This window comes from Aeromonas finlandensis (assembly GCF_000764645.1).
Lineage (GTDB): Bacteria > Pseudomonadota > Gammaproteobacteria > Enterobacterales > Aeromonadaceae > Aeromonas > Aeromonas finlandensis.
This window is the reverse complement of sequence record NZ_JRGK01000061.1, coordinates 19,938-46,602: the sequence shown is the minus strand read 5'-3', so window position 1 is coordinate 46,602 and position 26,665 is coordinate 19,938. Positions and strand designations below refer to the sequence as shown.

Annotated in this window: 21 protein-coding genes and 1 riboswitch; of the genes, 15 read left to right on the top strand and 6 right to left on the bottom strand. The window is 61.4% G+C overall.

What is annotated here, in order from left to right; genetic code table 11:
- Positions 1-34: 34 nt before the first annotated feature.
- The 6 genes from LD28_RS0108040 to LD28_RS0108020 are packed head-to-tail and all read left to right on the top strand — an operon-like array spanning position 35 to position 4,254.
- The gene (locus LD28_RS0108040; protein WP_033136466.1) at positions 35-1,246 is read left to right on the top strand and encodes a threonine synthase; all 1,212 of its coding nucleotides are present in this window, start codon (positions 35-37) and stop codon (positions 1,244-1,246) included.
- On the top strand, positions 1,243-1,908 hold the full coding sequence (locus LD28_RS0108035) for an amino acid ABC transporter permease (RefSeq protein WP_033136465.1): 666 nt from the start codon (positions 1,243-1,245) through the stop codon (positions 1,906-1,908). The genes LD28_RS0108040 and LD28_RS0108035 overlap by 4 nt, the downstream gene beginning before the upstream one ends.
- Positions 1,889-2,020 carry a hypothetical protein gene (locus LD28_RS23910; protein ID WP_277619815.1) on the top strand — a complete coding sequence of 44 codons (132 nt, stop codon included), beginning with the start codon at positions 1,889-1,891 and terminating at the stop codon, positions 2,018-2,020. The genes LD28_RS0108035 and LD28_RS23910 overlap by 20 nt, the downstream gene beginning before the upstream one ends.
- Positions 2,001-2,663, top strand: a complete 663-nt coding sequence (locus LD28_RS0108030) for an amino acid ABC transporter permease (RefSeq protein ID WP_033136464.1) — start codon at positions 2,001-2,003, stop codon at positions 2,661-2,663. The genes LD28_RS23910 and LD28_RS0108030 overlap by 20 nt, the downstream gene beginning before the upstream one ends.
- Positions 2,660-3,421, top strand: coding sequence for an amino acid ABC transporter ATP-binding protein (locus tag LD28_RS0108025; RefSeq protein WP_033136463.1), 762 nt, complete (start codon positions 2,660-2,662; stop codon positions 3,419-3,421). The genes LD28_RS0108030 and LD28_RS0108025 overlap by 4 nt, the downstream gene beginning before the upstream one ends.
- Positions 3,418-4,254 (top strand): transporter substrate-binding domain-containing protein, encoded by an 837-nt coding sequence (locus LD28_RS0108020; protein ID WP_033136462.1) that lies wholly within the window; start codon positions 3,418-3,420, stop codon positions 4,252-4,254. Before LD28_RS0108025 ends, LD28_RS0108020 begins: the two co-directional genes overlap by 4 nt.
- A gap of 150 nt (positions 4,255-4,404) precedes the next feature.
- Here the strand turns inward: LD28_RS0108020 and gbpA are convergent, their stop codons facing one another.
- Together gbpA and LD28_RS0108010 are read right to left on the bottom strand one after the other, a co-directional pair.
- On the bottom strand, positions 4,405-5,829 hold the full coding sequence (gene gbpA / locus LD28_RS0108015; protein WP_033136461.1) for an N-acetylglucosamine-binding protein GbpA: 1,425 nt from the start codon (positions 5,827-5,829) through the stop codon (positions 4,405-4,407).
- A gap of 65 nt (positions 5,830-5,894) precedes the next feature.
- Positions 5,895-5,980: riboswitch (cyclic di-GMP riboswitch) on the bottom strand.
- A 265-nt stretch (positions 5,981-6,245) separates the two neighbouring features.
- A complete protein-coding gene (locus LD28_RS0108010; protein ID WP_033136460.1) occupies positions 6,246-7,928 on the bottom strand; it encodes a methyl-accepting chemotaxis protein in 1,683 nt (560 codons plus the stop codon).
- A 277-nt stretch (positions 7,929-8,205) separates the two neighbouring features.
- Here LD28_RS0108010 and LD28_RS0108005 point away from each other — a divergent pair, with 277 nt between their 5' ends.
- From LD28_RS0108005 to LD28_RS0107985, 5 genes are all read left to right on the top strand, one after another.
- Positions 8,206-10,050: a M3 family metallopeptidase gene (locus LD28_RS0108005; RefSeq protein WP_033136459.1), complete on the top strand. Its 1,845-nt coding sequence runs from the start codon at positions 8,206-8,208 to the stop codon at positions 10,048-10,050.
- A 572-nt stretch (positions 10,051-10,622) separates the two neighbouring features.
- Positions 10,623-13,007 carry a poly-beta-1,6 N-acetyl-D-glucosamine export porin PgaA gene (gene pgaA, locus LD28_RS0108000; protein WP_241462271.1) on the top strand — a complete coding sequence of 795 codons (2,385 nt, stop codon included), beginning with the start codon at positions 10,623-10,625 and terminating at the stop codon, positions 13,005-13,007.
- Positions 13,007-14,956 (top strand): poly-beta-1,6-N-acetyl-D-glucosamine N-deacetylase PgaB, encoded by a 1,950-nt coding sequence (gene pgaB / locus LD28_RS0107995; RefSeq protein WP_033136458.1) that lies wholly within the window; start codon positions 13,007-13,009, stop codon positions 14,954-14,956. The genes pgaA and pgaB overlap by 1 nt, the downstream gene beginning before the upstream one ends.
- Positions 14,953-16,203: a poly-beta-1,6-N-acetyl-D-glucosamine synthase gene (pgaC, locus tag LD28_RS0107990; protein ID WP_033136457.1), complete on the top strand. Its 1,251-nt coding sequence runs from the start codon at positions 14,953-14,955 to the stop codon at positions 16,201-16,203. Before pgaB ends, pgaC begins: the two co-directional genes overlap by 4 nt.
- On the top strand, positions 16,190-16,504 hold the full coding sequence (locus LD28_RS0107985; RefSeq protein ID WP_033136456.1) for a hypothetical protein: 315 nt from the start codon (positions 16,190-16,192) through the stop codon (positions 16,502-16,504). The genes pgaC and LD28_RS0107985 overlap by 14 nt, the downstream gene beginning before the upstream one ends.
- Positions 16,505-16,650: 146 nt before the next feature.
- On the opposite strand, the gene LD28_RS0107980 is transcribed toward LD28_RS0107985, so the two are convergent.
- Together LD28_RS0107980 and LD28_RS0107975 are read right to left on the bottom strand one after the other, a co-directional pair.
- Complete coding sequence (locus tag LD28_RS0107980) at positions 16,651-16,884, bottom strand: hypothetical protein (RefSeq protein WP_033136455.1); 234 nt, start codon at positions 16,882-16,884, stop codon at positions 16,651-16,653.
- Positions 16,885-16,950: 66 nt separating this feature from the next.
- Positions 16,951-20,187, bottom strand: coding sequence for a S41 family peptidase (locus tag LD28_RS0107975; RefSeq protein WP_050514276.1), 3,237 nt, complete (start codon positions 20,185-20,187; stop codon positions 16,951-16,953).
- 281 nt (positions 20,188-20,468) lie between these two features.
- Between LD28_RS0107975 and LD28_RS0107970 the strand changes: the two genes are divergently transcribed.
- From LD28_RS0107970 to LD28_RS0107955, 4 genes are all read left to right on the top strand, one after another.
- Entirely contained in the window at positions 20,469-20,948 is a 480-nt protein-coding gene (locus LD28_RS0107970) for a L,D-transpeptidase family protein (RefSeq protein WP_033136454.1), read from the top strand.
- Between the two features lie 166 nt (positions 20,949-21,114).
- Positions 21,115-22,641: a YjjI family glycine radical enzyme gene (locus LD28_RS0107965; protein ID WP_033136453.1), complete on the top strand. Its 1,527-nt coding sequence runs from the start codon at positions 21,115-21,117 to the stop codon at positions 22,639-22,641.
- A gap of 10 nt (positions 22,642-22,651) precedes the next feature.
- A complete protein-coding gene (locus LD28_RS0107960) occupies positions 22,652-23,554 on the top strand; it encodes a YjjW family glycine radical enzyme activase (RefSeq protein WP_033136452.1) in 903 nt (300 codons plus the stop codon).
- A 138-nt stretch (positions 23,555-23,692) separates the two neighbouring features.
- Positions 23,693-24,016 carry a DUF1820 family protein gene (locus LD28_RS0107955; protein WP_033136451.1) on the top strand — a complete coding sequence of 108 codons (324 nt, stop codon included), beginning with the start codon at positions 23,693-23,695 and terminating at the stop codon, positions 24,014-24,016.
- A 70-nt stretch (positions 24,017-24,086) separates the two neighbouring features.
- Here LD28_RS0107955 and LD28_RS0107950 read toward each other — a convergent pair whose 3' ends face one another.
- The gene (locus LD28_RS0107950; protein WP_033136450.1) at positions 24,087-25,019 is read right to left on the bottom strand and encodes a LysR family transcriptional regulator; all 933 of its coding nucleotides are present in this window, start codon (positions 25,017-25,019) and stop codon (positions 24,087-24,089) included.
- Between the two features lie 169 nt (positions 25,020-25,188).
- The gene (locus tag LD28_RS0107945) at positions 25,189-26,385 is read right to left on the bottom strand and encodes an amino acid aminotransferase (protein ID WP_033136449.1); all 1,197 of its coding nucleotides are present in this window, start codon (positions 26,383-26,385) and stop codon (positions 25,189-25,191) included.
- Positions 26,386-26,665 lie beyond the last annotated feature (280 nt).

Sequence of the window (26,665 nt, the reverse complement as noted above, 5' to 3'; positions counted from 1 at the left end):
TGACTGACCAAAGTCGATCCATTCAGGATAAAGCATGCCGTATAGCTACCTATCACATCTGCGTTGCAGCAAGAGTGGCGAGATCCATGAGGCCGACCAGCCCTGGCAACTGAGCCGGGCAGGTGCACCACTGCTGGCCAGCTATGATCTCGATGCGCTGAAGCGAGTCTGGCAACCTGCGGTATTGTCGGGTCGCCCTGCCAGCCTGTGGCGCTATCACGAGTTGCTGCCGGTGCGGGATCCTGCCCACGTCGTGACACTGGGGGAGGGGTTCACCCCACTGCTACGGCTACCCACGCTGGGCAAGCAGATCGGCATTCCGGATCTCTGGATGAAAGACGAGAGCGTCATTCCCACCGGCTCCTTCAAGGCCCGTGGTGCAGCGGTGGGCATCTCCCGTGCTCGTGAACTCGGCGTCACTCACTTCGCCATGCCGACCAACGGCAACGCAGGTGCTGCATGGGCGCTCTACGGTGCCCGCGCCGGACTGCGCAGCACCATCGTCATGCCGCAGGCAGCCCCCGCCATCACCCGACTGGAGACCTCCCTCGCCGGTTCCCGTCTCTATCTGGTGGATGGCCTGATCAGCGATGCCGGGCGCCAGGTGGCGCAGGCGGTGGCGGAGCACGCCCTGTTTGATGCCTCAACCCTGAAGGAGCCCTACCGGATTGAGGGCAAGAAGACCATGGGGCTGGAGATTGCCGAACAGCTGGGCTGGACCCTGCCGGACGTGATCCTCTATCCCACCGGTGGCGGGGTCGGCCTTATCGGTATCTACAAGGGGCTGCGCGAGCTGCAGGAGTTGGGCTGGGTCAAGGGTGAGCTGCCCCGGCTGGTGGCCGTGCAGGCGAGCGGTTGCGCGCCCATCGTACAGGCGTGGCAACAGAGAGCCGCCGAGTCGAGCTTCTGGCCCGACTCCCAAACGCTGGCGTTCGGCATCAATGTACCCAAGGCGCTGGGGGATTTTCTGGTGCTGGACGCCCTCTATCGCACCAATGGTTGCGCCATCGCGGTGGATGACAAGGCCATCCAGAGCGAGATCCGCCAGCTTGCCTCTCGCGAAGGGAGCTTTGTCTGCCCGGAAGGGGCCGCCGCGTTTGCTGCCGCTCGTCAACTGCGCGAGGCTGGCTGGATCCGGGAGCAGGAGCGGGTGGTCGTGCTCAATACCGGTGCCGGTATCAAGTACCCGGATGCGATCACTGTGCTGCCCCAGCGTCTGCAGCGTGACGGGAGGATCCCGGCATGAATCTGGATCTGCCCTTTATCCTCACGACGCTGCCCGCCTTCGGCAAGGCGGTCTGGGTCACCCTGCAGCTGGGAACCATAGTGATCCTCACTTCGCTGGCGGTCGCCCTGCTCAACGTCGCCCTGTTGAGCCTGCACAAGCGGCCGCTCAGCGCGCTGATCCGCGGGTATGTCGAGCTGGCCCGCAACACGCCGCTGCTGATCCAGCTCTTCTTCCTCTATTTCGGGCTGCCTGCGCTCGGTTTGTCGCTCTCCGGGTTTACCACCGCGGTGATCGCCATGACCTTCCTCGGCGGTGGTTATCTGACCGAGGCGCTGCGTGCAGGCATTGAGGCGGTGCCCGCCAGTCAGCTTGAGGCTGGCCGGGCTATTGGGCTTTCTCGCTGGCAACTGCTGCGCCACGTGCAGTTGCCCCAAGCCTGGCTCGCCACTCTGCCCGCGCTGTTTGCCAACTTCATCTTCCTGCTCAAAGAGACGACGGTGGCTTCTGCCGTGGCGGTGCCAGAGCTGCTCTACACCACCAAGAATTACATCGCCCTCTACTACAAGACCTACGAGATGCTGGCGGTACTGACATTGATGTGCGTGCTGATCTTTCTGCCGCTCTCCCTCGCTCTGCGCGTCGTTGAAAGGAGGCTGCAACATGGTCAGTTCGGTCACTGAATCGCTGATGCAGGCGAGGATCCCGATGTGGGCACTTATCTTCCTGCTGCCGCAGTCACTCGCCAGCGAGGCGCAGGAAAGGAGGGCTCAAAATGGCCAGTTCGATCTCTGAGCAGTTAACGCAGGCACTGCCACTGCTGGCGGTGGGCGCAGGCCAGACCCTTGCCATCTCGCTGCTGGCCATCCTGTTTGCCACCCTCGGCGGTGTCGCTTACGGCGTGTTGGCACAACAGGGCGGTCGGTTGGTTCGGGGGCTGCTGCGGCTTTATCTCGAGCTGTTTCGGGTGGTGCCGGTGCTGGTGTGGCTCTATCTCTTTTTCTTCGGGTTGCCGATCTTTTTCGGCCTCGATATGCCGGCCTTCTGGTGCGCTGTGCTGGTGCTCGCCCTCTGGGGCGCCAGCGAGGTGGGAGAGGTGGTGCGCGGTGGCCTCAAGTCCCTCGCCCGCGGTCAGCAGGAGGCCGGGCTGGCGCTCGGGCTCTCGACCTGGCAGCTCTATCGCCATGTGTTGCTGCCGCAGGCGTTGCAGCGGCTGACGCCGCCGACCATCAACATCTACACCCGCATCATCAAGACCAGTTCGCTGGCGGTGCTGATCGGGGTGGTGGAAGTGATCAAGGTGGGCCAGCAGATCATCGAGCGCACCTATGGCTCGCTGCTCATTTACGGTCTGCTGTTTCTGTTCTTTTTTCTGGTCTGCTATCCGCTCTCGCTCGCCGCGCGCCGGCTGGAGCAACAATGGGGTAATGCGGTATGACACCTCTGCTTGAACTCGGTTCTGTCAGTAAACAGTTCGGCCCGAATCGGGTGCTGGATCGGATCAGCCTCAGCGTGCGCGCCGGGGAGGTGATCGTCATTCTGGGGCCAAGTGGTTGTGGCAAGAGCACCTTGCTGCGCACTCTCAACGGGCTCGAACCCATTCAGGGGGGCGAGATCCGCTTCGATGGTGTGTTGCTGGATGACGCCACCGACTGGCAACGGGTACGCCAGCGGATCGGCATGGTGTTCCAGAGCTATCACCTCTTCCCCAACCTGACGGTGCTGGAAAATGTGCTGCTTGGCCCCCTGCAGGTGCAAAAGAGGGAGCAGGCAGAGGCGCTGCGGCAAGCCGAGCAGTTGCTGACCCGTATCGGTCTTTGGGAGCGCCGCCACGACTATCCGCGCCAGCTCTCCGGTGGTCAGCAGCAGCGCATCGCCATCGTGCGGGCGCTGTGCATGAACCCCCAGGTGATGCTGTTTGACGAAGTAACCGCCGCCCTCGACCCCGAGATGGTGCAGGAGGTGCTGGAGGTGATCCGCGATCTCACTGGCAGCGGCATGACCCTGCTCATCGTCACCCACGAGCTGGCCTTCGCCCGGGCGGTGGCGGATCGCATCGTCTTCATGGATGGCGGCCACATTCTGGAGCAGGCCGCCCCCCACCAATTTTTCGACAATCCCGGGAGCCCGCGTGCGCGCCAGTTCCTCGCCAAGTTTTCTTATACAAATGTCATCAAACGAAAGGAGTCAGCATGAAAAAAATCACCTCGGTTCTGCTTAGTGCCTTATTGGGACTGGGTATCGCCAGCGGCGCTGCCCATGCGGCGGACGGTTCCCTCGACAAGATCAAGGCGCGGGACAAGCTCATCGTCGGCGTCTTCACCGACAAACCGCCGTTTGGCTACGTGGACGAGAAGGGCAACTACGTCGGTTTTGACACGGATCTGGGTCGCCGCCTCGCCAGGGATCTGCTGGGGGACGAGAACAAGATCGAGTTCGTGGCGGTGGAGCCAGCCAGTCGCATCCCCTTCCTGCAGAGCGACAAGGTGGATCTGATCCTCGCCAATATGACGGTGACCCCGGAGCGGCGCGAGGTGGTGGATTTCACCAACCCGAACCTGCGAGTGGCGGTACAGGTGCTGGTGCCGGAAGGGAGCGCGGCCAAGAAACTGGATGATCTGGCCAGCAAGACCCTGATCGTCACCACGGGCACCACGGCCGACATCTGGCTGACCCGCAATCATCCGGAGTGGAAGGTGCTCAAGTTCGAGAAGAATACCGAATCCTTGCAAGCGCTGGCGCAGGGACGCGGCGATGCCTACGCCCAGGACAATCTGGTGCTGTTCAGCTGGGCCAAGGAGAACCCGGGCTATCGGGTATTGCCCGAAAAACTGGGCTCGGAAGACCCCATCGCCCCGGCGGTGAAGAAGGGCAATATCGAGCTGCGTGACTGGGTCAATGACCGTCTCGCCAAGCTGGGTGAGGAGAAGTACCTGCTCAAGCTCTATGACCAGTATGTGCGTGACAAGCTGAGCCCTGATACCGATCCGAATGATGTGATTGTCGAAGGAGGAAAATGGCAGGGTTAATGGACAAACCCTGTTTTGAAGAGTGTGTTGAGTGTGTGAAGTAAGTGAAGAGTGAGGTCTTGGTTCCGTTGGTATGCAAACCGCAAGGTTTGATTTTTCCGGGCGTCCCCTGCTAGAGAGGACGCCCTTTTTTATGTGCACAAGCGTGGGTTAGTGCACTTCATCCCACGCCATCTGCCAGTGGGAGCCGATGCCCGGCTCGTACTGGGGGGCGGTGGTGGTCCACTGCTGGCAGTAACCGCTGTAGGGGAAGGGCTTGCACTGATAGACCTTGCCATTCTTGGGTTGCTGCACCTTGGTGCCAGCGGCATAGGATTTGAGCGAATTCGGGAAGACAAACTGGTAGTCGCCGCCACTGCTCGCCTCCTTGAACATCAGATCCATGGTCTGCTGGATGGTCTCGCCGCCCGCTTTCGGGGTGGCCTTGATCACCAGCTGGTGGTGACCTGCCTTGAGCCCTTCCAGCGCCATGGTGAAGGTGTGGCTGCTGTCCTTGATGTCGGCACTGCTTTCACCCTTGGCGACGCCGCCATGGTCATAGAGGGTGTTGGTGACGGCCAGATCGCCCTGTGCGGTGACGGTGAAATCGAGGGTTGCCTTGCCGTTGTCCAGCACATAGTCGCTGGCCAGGCCGCTGACGCTGATGCTGTCCACCACCGGCGGCTGCAGCTGTTGCAGGTCAATCTCGACCCGCTCCAGCTTGCTACCGCGCTTCAGATAGACGGGGTTCATGCCATAGACCGGATTGAACTGGCCATCGGCTCCTTGCTGACCGGCGCGGATCTGGCTCTGTTCGGCGTTGATCTTGCTGGCGAGGGCGTGGGCCCAGCTGTTCTTCTGGCCTTGCTCGGCGGTGGTGATGGTCAGCACGGTCTGCAGCTCGGGGCGCTCGCCGTTGGCATCGAATACCCGGGTCATTGCCTTGTCACCTGCCGCGAGGTCGATGGAGGGGTAGATGGTGCCTGCCTGGCTCCACGCCAGCGGCGGCTGGCTGCCATCTTTGAACTTGGCATCGATGATGTTGTAGAAGCTGTTGCTGGTGTCGCCCACTTCCCACACGCCGAGGATCACTTGATAACCGGTGCGCTCCGGCAGGGTACAGTTGTGGGTGACCTGCTTGGGCGGCTGCACCATGTTGCCGTCGATGACGCAGAAGGGGGTCAGGTCGAACGAGGCACGGGTGAGCGGCTGGTTGGGGTTCCAATCCTGCTTGGTGAGGTAGTAGCGCCAGTTGCGGGTGACGTGGTTGGCGGTGAAGGTCCAGCTGATGGCGAAGGGGCCGGGCTGTACTTCACGCTTGGTCCAGCGGTCGCTGGTCTGGATGTTCAGCTCGCTCCAGCGCGGGCTGCCCGCCGAGGCGATTTGACCATCCTGCGGGCCGGTTTGCGGGAAGCCGGAGGGGCCTTCCACGCTCTGGGGCTCCCACTGCACACCGCCACACTGACTGTTGCCGCCGGTGTTGCACAGATAGTTGCGGCTCTCTGGCTTGCTGATATAGCCGTGAGCCAGGGCGCTGCCGCTGGCCAGCAGGGCCAGAATTGCAGCGATGTGATTGAGTTGGATTTTTGCTGCCATACATTCCTCTGTTCGACAGATGTGGGCAGTCAGTTGGCCGGGGAGTTCCCCGATGCACACTTGCGTGTGGCAACCCCGCTATCCTGGACAAAACGTCTGTAGACCGGAGGCTTTGCGTCCCGACCTTTCGGTCAGTTTGCCAAATGACTAGATAGTTAGTGATGGGCCAAATGTTCGGCCATCAGCATTGTGCACTGCATTGATTGATTATTTGAAGTTAAATGTTTAAATGCACCGTTCAATGGCGCATAAATCATCCTAACTGACTGTTTTTTAAGTTGTTATCTTGTTTTAGAATGGCGTCAGATGCTGTTGGATATGCCGATAAGGTGTATGCTGATTGCGTGTTGCTGGCGCAAAAAAACCTGCCAGCTGGGCTGGCAGGTCGGGTGACAAGTCGACACGGGGTGACGCCATCAATGACGGGCGCGCGGCTCGCCGGAGGGGCGAGATACGGGCGCCATCATCGGAGCCGCGACGGACTCCTTGCTCAGTTTGAACACCGCAAGCCGCTCATCCAGGCTGCGGGAGAGACCGGCCAGCAGCTCGCTCTCCTGTGCCAGTTGCGAGGCGGACTGGGACATCTCCAGCGCCGAGTCGTTGATGCCGCTGACGTTGCGGTTCATATCCTCGGCCACCATGCTCTGCTGCTCGGCGGCGGTAGCGATCTGGGTCGCCATGTCGCTCACATGCTGGATATGGTTGACGATCAGGGTGAGATCCTGCCCAGCTTGCTGGGACTGGTTGACGCTGCTCTCTGCCAGTTTGCGGCTGGTATCCATGGCGTTGGCGGCGGTGACGGCCCGTTGCTGCAGTTGGGCGATGGTGCTCTGGATCTCTTCGGTGGATTGGCGAGTACGGCTGGCCAGCTGGCGCACCTCGTCGGCCACCACGGCAAAGCCACGGCCCTGCTCGCCGGCCCGGGCCGCTTCGATGGCGGCGTTGAGGGCCAGCAGGTTGGTCTGATCCGAGATGGAGCTGATAACGGCGGTCACCTCGCTGATCTGCATCACCCCCTCCTTAAGCTGGTTGACCTGATAGGTGGCTTGCTCCACCTCGGTAGCCAGCGCCTTGATGCCATGCACGCTGGCATGGACATCCCGATTGCCGAGCCCAGCCTCACCGGTCGCTTCTTGGGTATCCCGCGCGGTATTTTCGGCATGCCCGGCCACATCGGAGATGGTGGCGCTCATCTCGTTCATGGCGGTGGCGAGCTGGGCCAGCTGATCCCGCTGGCTGGTGACCGCCTGATTGGTCTGCTCGGCAGAGGCGGCGATGCGCAGGGCGGCATCCGCCACGTTGCGGGCCCCCTGACTGGCCTCCAGCAGGGCGTGACGGATGGCGTCGAGACTCTGGTTGGTGCAGCGGGCGACCATGCCCAGCTCATCCTTGCCCTGCACCGGGATGCTGACCACCAGATCCCCCTTGGCAACCCGCTGCATGGCATGGTTGATCTGGTTGAGGGGGGAGACGATGGAGTGGGTGATGCGCCAGCCCAGCAGCCCCATCAACAGGATGACAATACCGGTGGCGGTGCCCATCTTCAGGTATTGCGACCAGATAGTCTGATGAATGTCCTGCAGCAGCATGCCGGAGCCGAGGATCCAGCCCCACGGCTGATAGCCGGAGACCATGGAGAGCTTGTCAGCGGTTTCACCCGACGGACCGGTCCAGATATATTGCAGGGTGCCCTGTTTGCCCCCTTTGGCAATATCCACCATCTGGAACCAGAACTGCCCTGCGGTGGCGGCGCCACCTTCCCCCATTGTCTGGCCGACCAGTTCGGGGCGGATGGGGTGAACCAGCATCTTGCGGCTCTCGTCGATGACAAACAGGTAGTTGTTGCCATCAAAGCGCATATGGGTCAGCAGCTTGCGCGCCTCCAGCTGGGCCTGATCTGCTGGCAATGTGCTGGCCAGAAACTGGATCTGGCTCATGGCCTGACTCAATACCGCACTGAGTCGCGCTTCCCGTTCACTCATCAGGTTTCGCTGGAGCGCGTTGGCCGAGATAAGCAGCAATGCGACAAAACCGACAAACGCCAGCGTGAGCAGCAAAAGCAATTTGCGGCTCACGGTGATATCACCGAGCTTGAACATGACTAAACCCTCATTTCCCTGTTGATTTTGTATGGCTCGTTACAGCAGCAGCCTGTGTGTACGAATTAACATCTCATTTACTTTCAGCAAGTTGCCACCGGTTCTTAAATGAGCGTTTTAACATCAGTATAGTCAGCAGACAGCAACCACCCACTTTGTGGTAGCGTATTCAGGCGCATCCCTGCGCAATTTTTGCCAAAGAGTGTGAATGGTTTGGCATTTCATCAAAAAAAGGAGGGGGCCCGGGTACGGGTAACCCCATAACAAGAGGGAATTTATGAGTTCCATTGCCAGGAATTACTTCAACCAGCTCAACGCCGACTACCTGCAGGTACACAGGCACAAGGAGGACCTCTTCTGGTCCACCTACATGGGCACCAGCGACGATCAGGCCGGCTTTACTGCGGCCGAGCAGGCCTACAAGGCCTTTTGTGCCAATCCGGCCCGTCTGCCCGCGTTGCGGGAGATGCTGGCGCAGGCTGAAGAGGATGATCTCAAACGCGGTCTGCAAGGCTGGATCGCCTTCTTCGAGTGCAACGTCATCGAAGATCCGGCTGCCGCCGCTCTGATGGATGAGCTGGTGGCCGCCGAAGCGGATCTGTTCGCTCGCCGCAAAGGGCTGAAGCTGACCCTGCTGGATGAGCAGGGTCAGCAGGTGGCAGGCAGCTTGCCCGCCGCCAGCACCTCGCTTGCCGCCAGCCCGAACGAGGCGGTGCGCCAGAGCGCGCTCGCCATGTTCCACTCCCTGGAGCAGTGGGTGGTCGGCAACGGTTTTCTCGAGGTGGTGGCGATCCGCAACCGCTTTGCCCGTGCCATGGGCTATCGCGACTACTTCGACTACAAGGTGCGCAAGAACGAGCAGATGAGCCCGGAGCAGCTGTTCGCCATCCTCGACGATTTTATTGCCCGCACCGACGCGCGGCTGCAGCAGAGCCTCGCCGAGCTCAAAGCCGCCAAGGGGGAGGCGGCCTTGCTGCCCCACAACCTGCGTTACAGCGTGAGCGGCGATGTAACCCGCCAGCTCGATCCTTACGTGCCCTTCTCGCGGGCACTGAGAGATTGGGTCGAGAGTTTCCGTCGTCTCGGCATCCAGTATCGCGGCGCGACCCTCACCCTGGACTTGCTGACCCGGGAGGGGAAATACGAGAACGGCTTTTGCCACGGCCCGGTACCGAGCTTCTTCCAGAAAGGGGAGTGGGTGCCTGCGGTGGTCAATTTCACCAGCCTGGCCGATCCGGCGCAGGTGGGCAGCGGCTGGAACGGTCTCAACACCCTGTTCCACGAGGGGGGCCACGCCGCGCACTTTGCCAATGTCACCGGCAACGCCCCCTGCTTCTCACAGGAGTTTCCGCCCACCTCCATGGCCTATGCCGAGACCCAGTCGATGTTCTGCGACAGCCTGCTGGACGATGCCGACTGGCTCAAGCGCTACGCCAGAAACGCGGCGGGAGAGGCGATCCCCGATGCGCTCATCAAGGCGATGATCACCGCACGCCAGCCGTTTCGCGCCTTCAACGAGCGTCAGATCGCGCTGGTGGCCTACTTCGAGCGGGATCTCTACGCCATGGATGAGGCCAAACGCACCCCGGATGCCGTGCTGGCGCAGGCTCGCCAGTGGGAGCGCAAGATTGTCGGAGTGGAGAGCCCGCGTCCGCTGCTGGCTATTCCGCACCTCCTTAATCAGGAGTCCGCCTGCGCCTATCATGGCTACCTGCTGGCGCTGATGGCGGTGGAGCAGACCCGCGCCTATTTCCTCAAACGTGATGGCTACCTCACCGACAACCCGCGCATCGGGCCGGATCTGGCTGCCCACTACTGGGGGCCGGGCAATGGCATGACTCATGATGAGACCCTGCGTAGTCTCACTGGCGAGGGATTCAGCGCAGTGCCGCTGGCCGAGGCGTGCAACCTGAGCGCCGCTGAGGCGTGGCAACAGGCGCAAGCCTGCATGGCCGCCGCGCAGCAGCGCCCCGTGGCGGGTGAGGGAAGCCCGCTCGATGCCCATATCCGGGTGGTACACGGCTCCGAGCTTATCGCCGACAACAGTGAGTCGGAGGGGCGTATGCTGGCCGATTTCGAGGCGTGGATCGTTAACCATTACCGACCAGTGTCAGCCGCGTAATCCACAGTGCTCCCGGTGATCGGGCCGGGAGCACTGCTTTTCGTAGCAATTTATTGTCGCAACAGTGTCAGGTATTGCCATTTTGTGGACATGTGCGCGACACAATCTGTCGCTTTGTCGATTGGGCCGCAATTTTTTCATCAGATATGTATTCATATGAAGATGAGTGCGAATAGTGGGTAGCAAGGTCATAGAACCAACAATCCACATGGTTTTGCCTAATTCTTCAATAGTGTTTTTTGTGGCTATCTTTGTGCATAAATATCGATCACATCAATCCATTTGATAACCATTATCATCTAATCTGATTGACTTAATTGTCTACAACTGCAGAATCGCCCTCCTTGCCACTCCCGATGTGAATCGGGTTCGGAAAGCCTCAGATCTCCGCCCGGAGATGGCTGGGCCGCACATAGGAAAGGTGCTGGCCCACAGCCCGCCTTTCACCCTCGAAATCAGCACACAAGTCAGGAAGCCCTCTTGCTCATCAGGCAGGAGCGGACGGGTGTGTATATCCGTATGGCCGTGCAGGGACGATACGACCAGCGTTTGTTATGGGTGGTATGTTGCGAATGAATCGCATCTTTTTGATGTTGGCGCTGCTGCCCCTGCTGGTGTGCGCCAGTGAGGTGGACAGAGTGCGCGAAGCCTGGGTGATCAAGGCCCGGGCAGGAGAGTTGGATGCGGCTGCATACGGGCTGGATGCCCTCTATCGACAAAGTGGTGATGGCAAGGTGCTCGACGATCTGATCGCTGTGCAACTGTGGCGGGGGGATCGCAAGGGAGCGTTGGCCGCCTGTGAGCCGTGCGAGTTCAGCCCCATCAGCAACAGTACGCTGGAAGGGGTGGCCCGTGCCGCCCGCGACGAGAAGCGCTACTCCGAGGCGATCAGCTATTACCGCATCCTGGAGGAGCGCGATCCCGCCAACCGCAATGGCTGGCTCGGGCTGTTTCTCACCGCCAGCGATCAGGGCAACCGCGAGCTGGCCCGCCGTGCGGCGGATGAATATGAAGTCCGTTTCGGCCGAGATCAGGCGATCCTCGATGCCCGCATCTATGCGGCTCGTCAGGGTGAAGACCCCATGGGTGAGCTGCTGGCCCGTCAGCAGTGGCTGGAGCTGGAGCCGGATAACCATGAGCAGGTGCTGGCGCTCTATCGAGTGGCAGTGAGTCTGGGGGCGGGGCCTGCGGCAGCGGATCTGATGGGCCGTTACCCCACGCTGTTCAAACCGGTCGACCGGCTCTGGCTCGACTACTACCAGGCGGTCAATCTGCTGCGGATCTCGGCCCAGACCGAGGATCCGGCGTTGGCCCGTCGCTCTCTTACCCGCACGCTTGCGCTGCAAGACAGGATCCTGGCCCGCGCGCCTCACGATCATGTGCTCTACATCAGTGCCCGTCGCGATGCGGTGGTGACGCTGGTGGCCCTCGGCGATTTTGCCCGGGCCGAACGGGAGTCCGCTACGCTGCAGGCCGAAGGGCCGCTACCCGACTATGTGCTGGAGGCGCGCGCCGATGCATTGGCCGGGCTGGGGCGGGTGGATGAGGCCTCCGTGATTTACCAGCAACTGGCGACCCCGGCACGGGCCAAAGACAAGCGCCTGCTGGAGAAGCGCTTCTACGCCTATGCGGATGGCGAGCACTATGGTGCGGCGCAGGGGCTGCTGGCCGGTTGGCAGGAACCACCGACTCGCTGGGATTTCACCGGCAACATGCGAATGGCCAACGACGACTACGAGAAGGTATTGCAGCTGAAAACGTTGCTGCAAGCCTGGCGTGGTGAGGCGGGCGCGGCAGAGAAACAGTTGGAAGGGTGGCTGCAAACCGCGCCAGCCAACCCCTGGCTCTGGCTGCAACTGGGGGATATCCGCCGTTGGCGGGGTCATCCCGACGGGGCCGAGCAGGCCTATCAGCAGGCGGTGCGCTGGCTGCCTGCCGGTCGCACCGTGCTGGCCGAGCCCGGTCGCCTCAACGCCCGGCTCGACAAGGGCGATTGGCAAGGCACGCCGCAGGCCGTGCGCACCCTTGGCAACCTGACCCGCGACCGTCAGGAGCTGCAGCAGCGGCTGACCCTGGAGCAGGCACCGCAATTTGTCACCGACCTGACCCATGGCCGCAACGAAGGGGGCTCGGTGCAGGCCAGCCGTGACTGGAGCTACGACAGCCGCCTCTACAGCGCTCGCAGCGATGGTGGCGATCGGCTGTTTGTCCGTCGTCAGGGCAGCTTTGGCGAGTTCGACCAGCAGCCCGAGCGCGCCGCCTATACCGGGCTGGGGGCCGAGATCTTTCTCTACCCGCTGCAGCTGACGCTGGAGGGGGGCGCGGGCAGCGAGCTCAACCACAGAGGTTATTTGTGGAGTCGCCTCGACTGGCGGTTGGACGATCGCTGGATGTTGGGCACTGCCATCAACCTCAACAGTGCCTACACCCCGCTGCGGGCCCTGGCGCGTGGCAACTACGCCGATCAATACCAGCTCGATCTGGGCTGGCGTCAGGATGAGACCCGCGAGGGGGCGTTGCGGCTTGAGCGGATGGATATCAGCGATGGCAACCGGCGGCTGACGGCCTCTGGCTGGCTGCGTCAGGATCTCTGGCGCCGGGATCGCTGGTGGTTCGATACCACCTTGCGCGGTGCCACCTCCCGCAACGAGGCGGTGGAGGTCGACTACTTCAATCCCCTGCAGGATCGCAATCTGGAGCTGGAGCTGGCGGGGCGCTATCGACTGCCGCTGGATGGGCGTCGCTCCCTGCTGCAGAGCCTTACCATGAGTGGCAACCACTACTGGCAGCAGGGCTATGGCAGCGATCAGGGGTGGCAGCTCAGCTATCGCCACGACTGGATCCTCTCTCCCGCCCTTAGCCTGGGCTATGGCCTGGGCCGCCGTCAGGCCATCTATGACGGCAACCCCGAGTTCGGAAATTTCATCTTCGCCAATCTGCAATGGAGTTTCATGTGATGAAACGCTGGCTTGCTCCTTTCGTTTTGCTGCTTGCACTGCTGCCTTCGCTGACGCAGGCGGCCCGGCAACCCGATGATTATGTGGTGCTCTGCTACCACGATATCGTCGATCTGAAATTGACCCCCAACCTCAAGCTCTACCCCCAGACCATCCGGCGCGACACCCTGATCCGCCACTTCAACTGGATCAAGCAGCAGGGCTATCACCCGGTCAGCTTCCAGCAGATCCTGGATGCCAAAGCGGGCAAGGCACCGCTGCCGGAGAAGGCGATCCTACTCAGCTTCGATGACGGCTACGAGAGCTTCTACCGGCTGGTCTATCCGCTGCTCAAGCTCTACAACTACCCGGCAGTCTTTGCGCTGGTGGGCAGCTGGCTGGATGTGGCCGATGACAAGATGGTCCCGTACGGCAATGACAAGCTGCCACGCAGCTACTTCGTCGGCTGGCCGCAGATCCGCGAGATGCAGGATTCCGGGCTGGTGGAGCTGGCTTCCCATACCTTCACCTCCCACTACGGGCTGCTCGCCAATCCGCAGGGCAACGTGCAGCCAGCGGTCACCACCGCAGGTTGGAGCCAGAATGGCTACGAGAGCATGGCCGACTACCGGGCCCGGATAAAAGCCGACTTTGACGCATCGGCCAGCCAGCTCAGGGAGCAGACCGGTCGGGCACCACGGATCCTGGTCTGGCCCTACGGCGCCTTCAACCAGACGGCGCTGGATCTGGCCAGTGCGGCCGGGATGCCCTACACCTTCACCCTGGCCGAAGGGCTCAACAAGCTGAGTGACTCGGGCAGCACGGTGCGCCGCTATCTGCTGGAGGAGGATACCAGCCTCGAAACCCTGGACGAGATCATGGGGGGCAATACCTGGGAGCGGCAGGTGGAGCGCTTGGTGCACGTGGATCTGGACTATGTCTATGACAAGGATCCGCAGCAGATGAACAAGAACATCGACATGCTGCTGGACCGGATCAAGGGCTACGGCATCACCACCGTCTATCTGCAGGCCTATGCCGATGACAACGGTGACGGGGTGGCGGAGGCGCTCTACTTCCCCAACCGTCATATGCCGGTCAAGGCAGATCTCTTCAACCGGGTGGCCTGGCAGCTAAAGACCCGGGCCGGGGTCAAGGTGTTCGCCTGGATGCCGGTGATGGCCTACGACATGGGACCGAACCACGCCTATGTCACCGACAGCCGCACCGGCGCCCCTGCCAAGGGGCAGTATCTGCGCCTTTCTCCCTGGGATCCTGCCAGCCGTCAGCTGCTGCTGGATATCTATGAGGATCTCGGCTTCTACACCAAGTTCGACGGCCTGCTGTTCCATGACGACGCCTTCCTCAGCGACTACGAGGGGCCGATGCCGCTGGCTCGTACCCCGGATGCGCTGCAGGCGCAAGGGGAGCAGAAGACCGATCTGCTGATCGACTTCACCATGGCGCTGCGTGATGCCGCCGCCCGCTACCGTCAGGGGGGAGCCGACGGCCTCAAGACTGCCCGCAATATCTATGCGGCGCTGGTGACCGAGCCGCAATCCCAGCAGTGGTTTGCCCAGAGCATGGCGGCGTTTGCCAAGGCCTATGACTACACCGCCGTGATGGCCATGCCCTATATGGAGCAGGCGGAACACCCCGATGAGTGGCTGGCCAAGCTGGCGGAGGATTCGCTGGTGCAGGTGCCAGCCAATCGACTGGTGTTCGAGCTGCAGAGCCGCAACTGGCGTACCGACCAGCCCATCCCTGATGCCGAGCTGGCGCGCTGGATGGAGATCATTCAGCGCCAGGGAGTGACCAACTTTGGCTACTACCCGGATGATTTTCACAACAATCAGCCGGATCCTGCAGCGCTCAGGCCGGTCTTCTCGGTGCAGACCCAGCCTCAGCCGACCCAACTGCCGGCCACTGTCAGTGTCGCCGCGGCCACCCGCGTGGAGGCGATACGGTGAAGGATCTTCTGGAAGGGATAGCCATCTTTACCCTGGCCTATCCCAGTCTGATGGCCATGGTGTGGGTCTGTGGCGGCCTCTATTACTACTTCCAGTGGGAGCGGCGGGATATCGCGCTGGCCAAGCGGGGGCTGGAGCTCCCCTATTACCCCAGGGTGACGTTAATGGTGCCTTGCTACAACGAGGGGGCCAATGTCGAGGAGACCATCGGCCACCTGCTGCGCCAGCGTTATCCCGATTTCGAGGTGCTGGCCATCAACGACGGCAGCAAGGATGACACCGGCGTTCGGCTGGATCGGCTGGCGCAGCAGGATCCACGCCTGACCGTGCTCCATCAACACAACCAGGGCAAGGCGATGGCCCTCAACAACGGGTTGACCGTGGCCAGTGGGGAGATCCTGGTCGGCATCGACGGGGATGCGGTGCTGGACTATGACGCGGTGCGCTGGATGGTGAAGCACTTCATCGAGAGCCCAAGGGTCGGGGCGGTCACCGGCAATCCGCGGGTACGCACCCGCTCCACCATCATCGGCAAGATCCAGACCGGCGAGTTCAGCTCCATCATCGGCCTCATCAAGCGGGCCCAGCGGATCTACGGCACCGTCTTCACCGTCTCCGGGGTGGTGGTGGCTTTTCGCAAGCAGGCGGTCGAGGCGGTCGGTGGCTGGAGCAATGACATGGTGACCGAGGATATCGACATCAGCTGGAAGCTGCAGTTGGCAGGGTGGCTCATCCACTATCAGCCGCAGGCGCTCTGCTGGGTGTTGATGCCCGAGACGGTGCGCGGCCTCTACAAACAGCGGTTGCGCTGGGCGCAGGGGGGCGCCGAGGTGTTTCTGCGCTACGGGTTGCAGGCGATGCGTTGGCGCAATCGCCGCTTCTGGCTGTTGCTGCTGGAGTATCTCTCCAGCGTTGCCTGGTGCTACAGCATGTTGCTGCTGGCGCTGATCTGGCTGCTTGAGCCGGACTTGAGCGGACTGGCGGTGGGTCACCTGTTCCAGTGGACCGGGGTGATGATGACCGCCATCTGTCTGGTGCAGTTCGGGGTCAGTATCTTTATCGACAACCACTACGACAAGCGCATGGCCCGCAGCTTTATCTGGTGCGTCTGGTATCCGCTCATCTACTGGTTGCTCAATCTGGTGACCGTGGTGGTGGCGGTGCCCAAGGCGATCCTGCGTCGCCGTGGCCAGCTGGCCGTTTGGGAAAGTCCTGACAGGGGAGAGTCGTTCCGTGACAAAACATAAGCTGGCGAACGAGATGATCATCAGCAACGGCACCCGGCGCAGCTGGAAGTATCGGCTGCGGGATCTGCTGATCCTGCTGGTGACCTGGGGGGGCTGGTTGTTTTTGGCCCTGCAACCCTGGCTCAACTATCTGGAGACGGAGGAGAACGAGAGCTTTATCGGCTCGCTGGATGCCGTCGAGGTGGGGCAACTGTTTCTGGCCCTGCTGTTCGGCATCTTCCTGCTGATCCACTCCTGGGCGAAATACAACAAGCTGCTACACCGGCTGGTGGGCAAGCGAATGGTCTCGAAAGCGCAGTGATTACGAGGGGCCAGTCGGCCCCTCACTCTTTAAAAACCGGTCACCTACTGCGCAACGGGCAGTGTGCCGCGAGCTGTTTTTCCATGTCGGCTGGCCATTGCGATGTCACCGACAGCCCCAAAATCAGTCGTTTTACTCCTGATTTTTCATTCATCAATGACTTTATTTCCACAATTTTCGCAGATGACGTGGCGTTCAAAGCGATCCATGTTGGCCAGAAAGGGCCCAGCCGCCCAGCCGGTAATAAAGTCTTTGATAAACGCTTTGCGCTTTTGCTCCGGTTTCACCTCTTTTCCATAGGATTTGTCGACCAGCACCACGACATGGTTGGTCTCGCGTTGGCAGGTTGGGCAGAAGCGTTTTTCGGTTGATGTAAGCACCGTATTCTCCTTGTCAGTTCGCTGGATTGGCACAATACGGTGTCCCAGCCCAGATATTTTGTGTCCTCATTTGATTCCCTTTTCGGGCGAGGTGTCAACCTGTTGTGTGTTACCTGAGTGCTCTTTTGCATTCGGTATCAGGGTCAGTGCCTTGTTGACGGCGGCCTCCAGTTGCGGGTCGCGTCCGGCCACCATATCGGCGGGGGTGAGCGGCACCTGCAGGTCCGGAATGAGCTCTCTGTTTTCGTATAATGAACCGTTCGGATCTTTCATCCCCAGCGTCGGGATGCCGTAATTCAGACCCGGGATCAGCGTCGATCTGTGCTGGTAGACATAGGTGCCGGTACCCGGCACGGGCTCGCCGACGATGGGGCCTGCCTTGAGGGCGCGGTAGTACTCGGGGAAGGCGGAACCTTCCGAGTAGCTGCCCGCATTGACCAGTACCACCGAGGGTTTGGTCCACTGGCGGCTGGCGGCATCTGTCGCTCCCTTGCCTTGTCGCGGCCAGCTGATCGCCATCCCCTTGGTGCTGCCACTTCCCGTCAGAAACTCCACCAGGGTATTGGCCAGATAGCCGCCGCTGTTGAAACGGACATCGACGATCAGCGCTTCCCGATTGCGTTGGCTGCCCAGGGCCTCCGCAACCACCTTGTCGTAGACGTCGCTATTCATCTCAGGCAGATAGACGTAGCCGACCCGCCCATTGCTCAGCTCATCCACCTGTTTCCGCCGTTTTTCCACCCAGCGGTCCATTTTCAGCTGGTACTCCTGTTGCAGGTCGATGGCGGTGACCACCACTTCGTCAGGGGTGGGGTTGCCCGCTTGCTGGAAGGTGAGGGCGAGTCGGGCGCCAGCCTGATGGTTGAGGGCCTGATCCAGCGCGCTCAGATTGGCGATTTCCACGCCGTTGATGGCGAGCAGCCGGGCCCCCGCTTTGATGTCGCTCTCCTGCTCCAGCGGGCCACCGGCCAGCAGTGCGACCAGCTCCACCCCCTGTTTGCCATCCCGCCAGTAGCCGCCGAGGCTGGCGGTGTTGTCCGCCATGCGCGGGAAGGGGGCCGGGCCATTGCCCCAGGTGTGGGAGACATTCAGCTCACCGGCCAGCTCCGCCAGCAGGTTGCCAAAGTCGCGCGGGTTGCCGATGCCCGGCAGCAGGCGGCGGTAAGCGTTGACATAGCTATTCCAATCCACGCCGTTCATGTTGTCTTGATAGAACTCATCACGGGTGAGACGGGCGATCTGATCGAAGGAAGCGGCCATCCGTGCCTGCCAGCGGTTGGTTGACTGCAAGACAAAATGCGTGCTGGTCGTTTCGCCGGATTCGAGATGGATCCGGGTTATCTCCCCGCCGTCCCGTACCAGCGTGACCAGCGTCGCGTCATCATTGAGAGTGACCTGGGCTGGACCTGGCTGCTCGGAAAATAGCTCTCGGGTTTTGTCCTTGCGCAGATCCCGGGCATAGCCCTTGATCTCACTCTCGCCGTTGACCTTCATCTCTTCCACCAGATAGATCAGCTGGTCGTCGACAATGCGGCTGGCGAGCAGTGTGCCAGAGGGTTGCAACAGGAACGCCTCGCGATGGGTGAGACGCTCGGTATCAAATCCATACCCCGCTTTTGGCGGTGTCTGCTCGGCGAGAAAATCGGCTTTGGCCGCCCGGCTGCTGTAGATTGCCAACAGACTCTGACCGATGGGTTCACCATCTGCCCCCAGTGGCCCAAATCGGGCTGATAGCCAATAGAAGATGGCGCCATCTTTGCTCCAGCCAGGCTGCTCATCCAGGTAACCATTCCGGCTGATATTGATCGGCTTGGCATCCGGTGTGCGAGTGTCGATGAGGGCGATATCCTGTCCCGCCGAGTCGGGGCGGAAGGTGAACGCCAGATGGCGGGAGTCGGGGGCAAAGGAGAGCGTGATTTTGTGGCGCCATGGGTTGAAGCTGGCAGGCACCAGCTCCCGCTCCTTGTTGCTCGCCAGATCGAGCAGATGGATAGCCTGACCGTCCACCACGAAGGCGAGTTGCTTGCCGTCGGGGGAGAGCCGCGGTCGGCTGATCCCCTTGCCGGGAATGGCCAGCAGCAGGCTCTCGGTCAGGGGGCCCGGATCGCTGAACAGCCGATCAGGCTCCCCCTTGCGCAGGTGATAGAGGGCGGCGTGCCCTTGCTGCTCGGAGAGGTAGATTAGGGAGCGCCCCTGCTCGGCATAGAGGGGGCTGGACTGTTCGCTCGGATCATGGGTCAGCTGGCGTACTCGCTCCCGCTCGGGGTCGACGGCAAACAGGTTGCCCTCGCTCACCAGGATCAGCTCGTCAGCCTCCTTGCTGACCAGCGCCTCGTCCGCCTGAGTCAATGTGTCGCTCGCCTCATCCGGCGTGCTTGCCACCTGCGGGATGATGGTCAGTTTGCGCGGTGTGCTGCTGCCTGCATCAAGGCGATAGATCTCACCCAGCCATGACCAGACCAGATCGCCGTTGCGGGAGGCGCTCAGCCCTCGCACAGGATGACCTTTATAGTGGGTGAGCTGCTGCTCCTTGCCGCTGGCAAGATCGCGGCGCCAGACGTTGAAATCACCGCTGCGCTCGCTCAGGTAAAAGAGGGCATCCCCCTTGTCGCTCCAGACCGGATCGGTGGCTGCCACCCGATCTTCGGTCAGCTGTCGATGCTGCTTGCCATCAAATAGCCAGAGGCGGGGCACCGCGAAGGAGTGCTGATGCTTGCGAAAGGGTTGATCCGCTGCGGGCATCTGGTAGGCGAGCTGCTTCCCGTACGGGCGCGCCAGGGTCGCTGGCAGCGGCAGGTCAGCCTGCAGTTCTCCTCCTGTTACCGGCGTCCAGTAGAGCTCTCCCCATTGGTAGCCTTCTGCGACAAAATGGTCGGCCGCGGGCGCGCCCGGACGCTGGCTGCTCAGTAGCAGCCGTTTGCCATCGGCGCTGAACGCTTGTGGCAGATCGGCGCGCGAATCGCGGGTGAGACGTACCATCTCGCCGCCGCTGGCGGGCACCACGAACACATCCTCGTTACCGTAGAGGTTGGCGGCAAAGGCGAGCTGCTTGCCATCCGGCGACCAGACCGGCCGCTGGCTCAGGTAGTCGCTGCCGGTGAGTGCCGTCGCAGGTCCTCCTTCGGCGCTACTGATGAAGATGCGCCCCTGCCAGGTGAAGGCAAGCTGCTTGCCATCGGGGGAGAGGGCAGGCTCGCGCAGCCAGAGCGCATCGGCGGCGACACTGGCGGGCAGCCAGAGCAACAGCGGCGAGGACAGTAGCGAAGAGAACAGCAGAGGGACGAGGCGGCACGAAGAGCGCATGGCATGATCCTGTCGATGAGGTAAAAATTAATCATCACCGATAATCAGCGCTGATACCAGAGCTGAAACATGTAGCTATCCTATTGTTTTAAATATTAATTGTTACACTTAGTTTCTCCTGCTGGCTGGCGTGGCGAAGCGGGATCCAAGATATGTTTTATCGGGCATCTTGAGTATTGATGGCGATCCAATATCATGGCGCTCGCTCGCCACTCGGCGGGCATTGTTCAGATGATTTGGTAACAAGAAAAGCCCGCACCAGCGGCTTGTCGAGGGATGGAATGAGAGCCGTATTACTGTGTTTGTTGGGGCTTTGGCCCGCATTGAGTTTTGCCTTTACTGAAAAAGCCGATTTGGTGGTGGTCAAGAAGTCGACCTATAGCCTGACCCTGATGAAGGATGGCAAGGAACTGAAGCGCTACTGGATTGCACTGGGCCCGGCGCCCAAGGGGCACAAGCAGCAGGAAGGGGATCAGCGTACGCCGGAAGGGCGCTACACCCTCGACTACAAGAAGACCAATTCCGGCTACTACAAAGCCATCCATATCAACTATCCGAACCTTGATGACATCAAGCGAGCCAATGAACTGGGAGTTCGTCCGGGTGGCATGATCATGATCCATGGTCAGCGCAACAGCATTGGCAACCGTCGCTTGCAGCCATCCAACTGGACCAACGGCTGCATCGCCATGCTCAACCATGACCTCGATGAGGTGTGGAACGCCATCGAACCCGGCACGCCTATCATCATCCAACCCTGATTGCCTGAACGGGGGCCCTGTCGCGAGAGAGGGCCCCTTGTGTTTTCAAGGGGTTGTCCGGTCGATACTGGATGTCTTATATGGACATCCGGCATGTTGTGAATGTCACTTCAAAAAAAGCCTGCAAAAGGTGAGGATATGGGCTCTGTCCGTGAAGGAGTGTCCCATGTCTTTGATCGAAACCTGTCAGCGCATCGTGCGTGATCACAACCTCTCTGCCGCCCAGAAGAGCCATGCTTTGGCGCTGGCTGCCGAGAATGCGTTGCCCTACCCCGACCTGCCTGCCGCAGTCGCCGAGGCGATGGCGCAGGGATTTATCTGTGACATGTTCGAAGGTCACGCTCCTTACAAGCCGCGCTATGTGCTGCCGGACTATGAAAAATTCCTGAGTCAGGGCTCTGCCTGGCTGGAGCTGGCACCGCCGCAGGATTTCGACGAGGCGCTTAACGCCCTGCGTATCCTCTATCACCACGTCCCCTCCGTTACCGGCATCCCGGTCTGGCTGGGTCGACTCGACCATCTGCTGCTGCCGTTTGTCGGCGAGCTGGATGACGAGACCCTCTATCGCAAGCTGAAGGGGTTCTGGGTCTATCTGGATCGGGTGCTGCCGGACGCTTTCATGCACGTCAACATCGGGCCGGATGACAACCGCATCTGCCGCCTGATCCTGCGCATCGACAACGAGCTCAAGCAGGTGGCGCCCAACCTCACCTTCTTCCACGATCCGGAGCAGACCCCGGACAGCCTGCTGTTGCAGGCGGTGAAGAACATCGCCGAGTGCAGCAAGCCGCACATCGCCAACTACCCGATCCACCGTGATACCTTCGACAATCGTGGCTTTGGCATCGTCAGCTGCTACAACGCCCTGCCGCAGGCGGGTGGCGCCAATACCCTGGTGCGCATCTCCCTCAAGCGGGTCGCCGAGCAGTGCCAGGGGATCGATGATTTCCTTGGCTGCCTGTTGCCCCACTACTGCCGTCTGGCCTCCCAGTTGATCGAAGCGCGTGCCGCGTTCCTCCATGATGAGTCCGGTTTCTTCGACAGCTTCCTGGTCAAGGAGGGGCTGCTGGATGAGGATCGTTTCGTCCCCATGTTCGGTATCTACGGCATGGCGGAAGCGGTCAATATCCTGATGGATAAAGAGAATCTGCCGGATCGCTACGGCCATGGCGAGGAGGCGAACCAGCTGGGCTATCGCATCTCGGCCCAGCTCTCTGACTATGTGACCACGACGCCGCAAACCCATGCCTGGGGTGGTCGCGCCCTGCTGCACTCGCAAGGTGGCCTCAGCATCGATGTGGCTGTTACCCCCGGGGTGCGCATTCCCTACGGTCATGAGCCGGATCCGGCCAGTCATGTGCTGGCGCTGGCGCCGCACCACACTTATTACCACTCGGGGATCAGCGAGATCCTGACCCTGGATCCCACCATCCGCCAGAACCCGCAGGCGCTGTTGCAGCTCTGCAAGGGGGCGCTCGCCATCGGCATGCGTGAGTTCACCGCCAACGTGGCCGACAGCGATCTGGTGCGGGTGACCGGCTACATGATCCGCAAGAGCGACGTGGCCCGCTTCGCAGAGGAGGGGTCGCGCTTGCAGACCACCTGTCTCGGTGCCGAGGCGAGCGAAGTGACCGCCATTCGTCAGCGGGCACCGCGAGTGGTCGCCCACGAGTCGACCATCTGCGAGTATTGAGTTCGTCCTGATGGCTGATGTTTTGCCAACACGCAGCGCCCTGGTGAGCAGGGTGCTGCCGTTCTCCTGTGTCGACGGGCCGGGCAACCGGCTGGTGCTGTTTCTGCAGGGCTGCAACTTTCGCTGCCCCGGCTGCCATAACCCCCACACCATCGGGCTGTGCGACGATTGCGGCGACTGCCTCGCGGTCTGTCCGAGCGGCGCCCTCTCTCTGGATGAGGGCCGCACTGGCGAGCGCAGCGTGCGCTGGCAGGCGGCGCTCTGCACCGACTGCGACGCTTGTCTGGATGTCTGCCCCCGCAGCGCCAACCCCAAAACCGCCACCATGACGGTGGCCGAGGTGCTGGCCCTGCTGCGCCGCTACGGCCCGCTGCTGAGCGGGATTACCGTCTCCGGCGGCGAGGCGACCACCCAGCTCCCCTTTGTGGTTGCGCTGTTTTCCGCCATCAAGGCCGCGCCGGATCTGGCTCATCTCAGTTGCCTGCTCGACAGCAACGGCTCGCTGGCCGAGACCGGCTGGCAGCGGCTGCTGCCAGTGCTCGACGGCGCCATGCTCGATCTCAAGGGGTGGCGCGACTCGGTGCATCACACCCTGACCGGCTATGGCCGCGAGCGGGTGCTGGCCTCGCTGCAACTGCTGGCACGCCACGGCAAGCTGACTGAACTGCGGCTGCTCCATGTGCCGGGCAAGAGCGATTTTCTGGATGCGAGTGGTGAGCTGGACGCGGATCTCGCCGCCTTCTTGCAGCAGCTTGGGCCGGTGCCGATCCGCATCAACGGCTTTCGCCACCACGGGGTTCGCGGGGAGGCCGCGCAATGGCCAGAGGCCAGCCAAACCGAGCTGGAACAGCTGGCCAGCCGCTTGCGCGCAGCGGGGCTGGGGCCGGTGTCACTGCCTGCCTTGATGGTCTGAGTGGCTGCGTTATCCGGTGACCGTCATGGCGTGAGGAGTGGAATGGAAAGGCCGCAACTGTGATTTCTGTCTATTGGAGGGGGCGAGAACGGCGGCTAGAATAATGGCCATCTTCTTCCCCCTCAATGACAGATAATCATGAGTGAAAGCAAGGCGTTATATCGGGTTCAGTTTATTTGCCACAGCGAGCGCTACGAAGTCTATGTGCGCGAAGTCAATCAGGGCCAGCTGTTCGGTTTTATCGAGATTGCCGACTTTGTCTGGGACAACCACACGGCGCTCATCGTCGATCCCAGTCACGAGAAGCTCAAGAGTGAATTTGCCGATGTGCGCCACACCCTGATCCCCATGCATCAGGTGCTGCGCATCGATCAGGTCAGAAAGCAGGGGGCGGCCCGCATCACGGATCTGGGCAGCAACGTCGCCTCCTTCCCCAGCCCCATCTACACCAAACGCCCCTGATCCCTTACTGCCATTGATGTCTCGTCGCCCTTTGCGACGAGACATCAACTCATCACAGATGTTGCCCGGTTCAGGGCTGTATCAACTCGCGACCCAGTTGCAGGATCCGCTGGCGGAACCAGTGGCGGGCCGAGCCGTCACCGGCCGGGCCGTACCAGACCAGACTGTGACTCACCTTGCCGTAATCGAACGGGGCCGGACGCATCACCAGATCCGGCTGACTGGCCATGCAGGCTGCCCAGCCACCGATGGCGGTGAGGATCAGGTCGGTTTGGGGTAGCAGGGCCGCTGCGCTGGAAAAGTCTGGCAGGGTGGCGCCAATCTGGCGGCGTCCCTGCTGCTGGGCCAGGCTCTGCTCGAAGAAGGGGTTGGCCAGCTCCTGATCCCGAATGGCGATATGGCGCCCGCTCAGGTAGGCATCGAGATCCCAGGGCTTGGCCAGCGCCGGGTGATCTTTGCGCAGCAGGCAGACCAGCTTCTCCTCCCGCAGGGTCTCCCACACCAGCCCCGGCTGACGGGGCAACGGCTGGCTCTGGTCATGGGGCAGGATCACGAAGTCGAGCTTGCCCGCCGCCAGCGCCTCCAGCCCCTGCTCATCCTTGTTCCAGATCTCCGGCACCATGCCCGGCACCTCTTTCATCAGCTGACCCAGAATGGGGCCCACCGGCCAGGTCATCACGCTCTCGCGCAATCCCAGTCGCAAGGTGCCCTGCCACTGCTGCGGGTTGAAGGCGTTCTGGCGGGTGAGACCGTTCAGCTCCCCCAGCAGCCGGTGCAGGGTCGGAGCCAGTCGCTCGGCCATGGGGGTGAGCAGTAGCTGGTTACCCTGGCGGTAGAGCAGTTGATCCCCCAGCAGATCCCGCAGCTGGTTGAGGGTTTTACTGACGGTGGAGGGGGTGGTACAGAGCCGCTCGGCGGTGCGGGTGACGCTTTGGTTGTCGAGCAGCAGGTGCAGGGTGACCAGATGGCGACCTCCCAGCCGAGAGAGTGCGATCAGATCCATAGTGGCTCCTGAAGATAAGCGGATGAAGATAAACAGGCTCGGAACCAGGAAGATTCAACGTGAGCCGCTGGCATTCTCTCACAGCCGGGGGAGGGTGAGCAGACCCATCAAGAGGTGACAGTGAACGCAACAGACAAAAAAAGCCCCGCGTGAGCGGGGCTGGTGCGTATTAGCCCTTGAGCACTGCGGCCATGGCGTCGGCCACATAGTCAACGTTGCGACTGTTGAGGCCCGCCACACACATGCGGCCGGAGCGCACCAGATAGACGGCGAACTCCTCGCGCAGGCGATCCACCTGCTCCGGCGTGAAGCCGGTGTAGCTGAACATGCCGCGCTGGTTGATGAAGTAGCTGAAATCGCGGCCCGGGACCTTGGCGCTCAGCACCTCGAACAGCTTCTGGCGCATCCCCTTGATGCGGGTGCGCATCTCGGTCACCTCCTCGACCCACATGGCGTGCAGCGCGGGCTGGCTCATCACCGCCGCAGTGATCTGGCCACCGTGGGTGGGGGGGCTGGAGTAGTTGCGACGCACGGTGGCCTTCATCTGCCCCAGTACCCGGCTCGCCTCTTCGGCATCTTTGCAGATCACCGACAGGCCGCCGCAGCGCTCGCCGTAGAAGGAGAGGTTCTTGGAAAACGAGTTGCTGACGAAGAAGCTGACCCCGGCGGCCACCATGGCGCGGATGGCGTAGGCATCCTCTTCCAGCCCGTCACCGAAGCCCTGATAGGCGATATCCATAAAGGGGATCAGGTTCTTCTCGACCACCAGCGTGATGACCTGATCCCACTGGGCGCGGGAGAGATCCACCCCGGTCGGATTGTGGCAGCAGGGGTGCAGCAGCACGATGCTCTTGGCTGGCAAGGTGTTCAGGCAGTCGAGCATGGCATCGAACTGCACGCCGCCGGTAGCCGCATCGTAGTAGGGGTAGTCGTGCACCTTGATGCCGGCACCCTCGAACATCGCCTTGTGGTTATCCCAGGTGGGATTGCTGACCCACACCTCGGAGGTTGGGAAGTAGCGCTTGAGCAGATCGGCGCCGATCTTGAGCGCGCCTGAGCCGCCGATGGTCTGGATGGTGGCGATACGTCCCGCCTTGATCGCTTCATGGTCGGCACCAAACAGCAGGTGCTGCACCGCGGTGCGGTAGTTGGCGGCACCCTCCATCGGCTGGTAGGGGCGCGGCGCCGGGGCGGCAGCGCGCTGGGCTTCGGCCTGCTGTACCGACGGCAGCAGCGGAATGCGGCCCTGCTCGTCGTAATAGAGGCCGATCCCCAGGTTCACCTTCTGCTCGCGGGTGTCTTTGTGGAAGGTCTCGACTAGCGTCAGGATGGGGTCGCCAGCATAGGCATCGACGTGTTCAAACATGGGGGATCCTTGAAATTGACTGTCCAGTAAAACCGGCGGTCAGCCGGGCTGGACATCATGGCGTAATCCCCATTACGCCTCAAGCAGTTCGCATGCCGGAGCGTATATGCAGACCGTGTTCAGTGCGCTGGAGCCTGCGGTGTAATGGAATTTGGATCCCAGAAACGGGAGTAAAGTGGGGCTCTTTGTTGTTTTTAGTAATAAAATGAACAAAAAATGACTTTTGAATCATGCAGCTAATAACTGGCATTTAATTGGCATGTCATGCTGTATGAAAAAC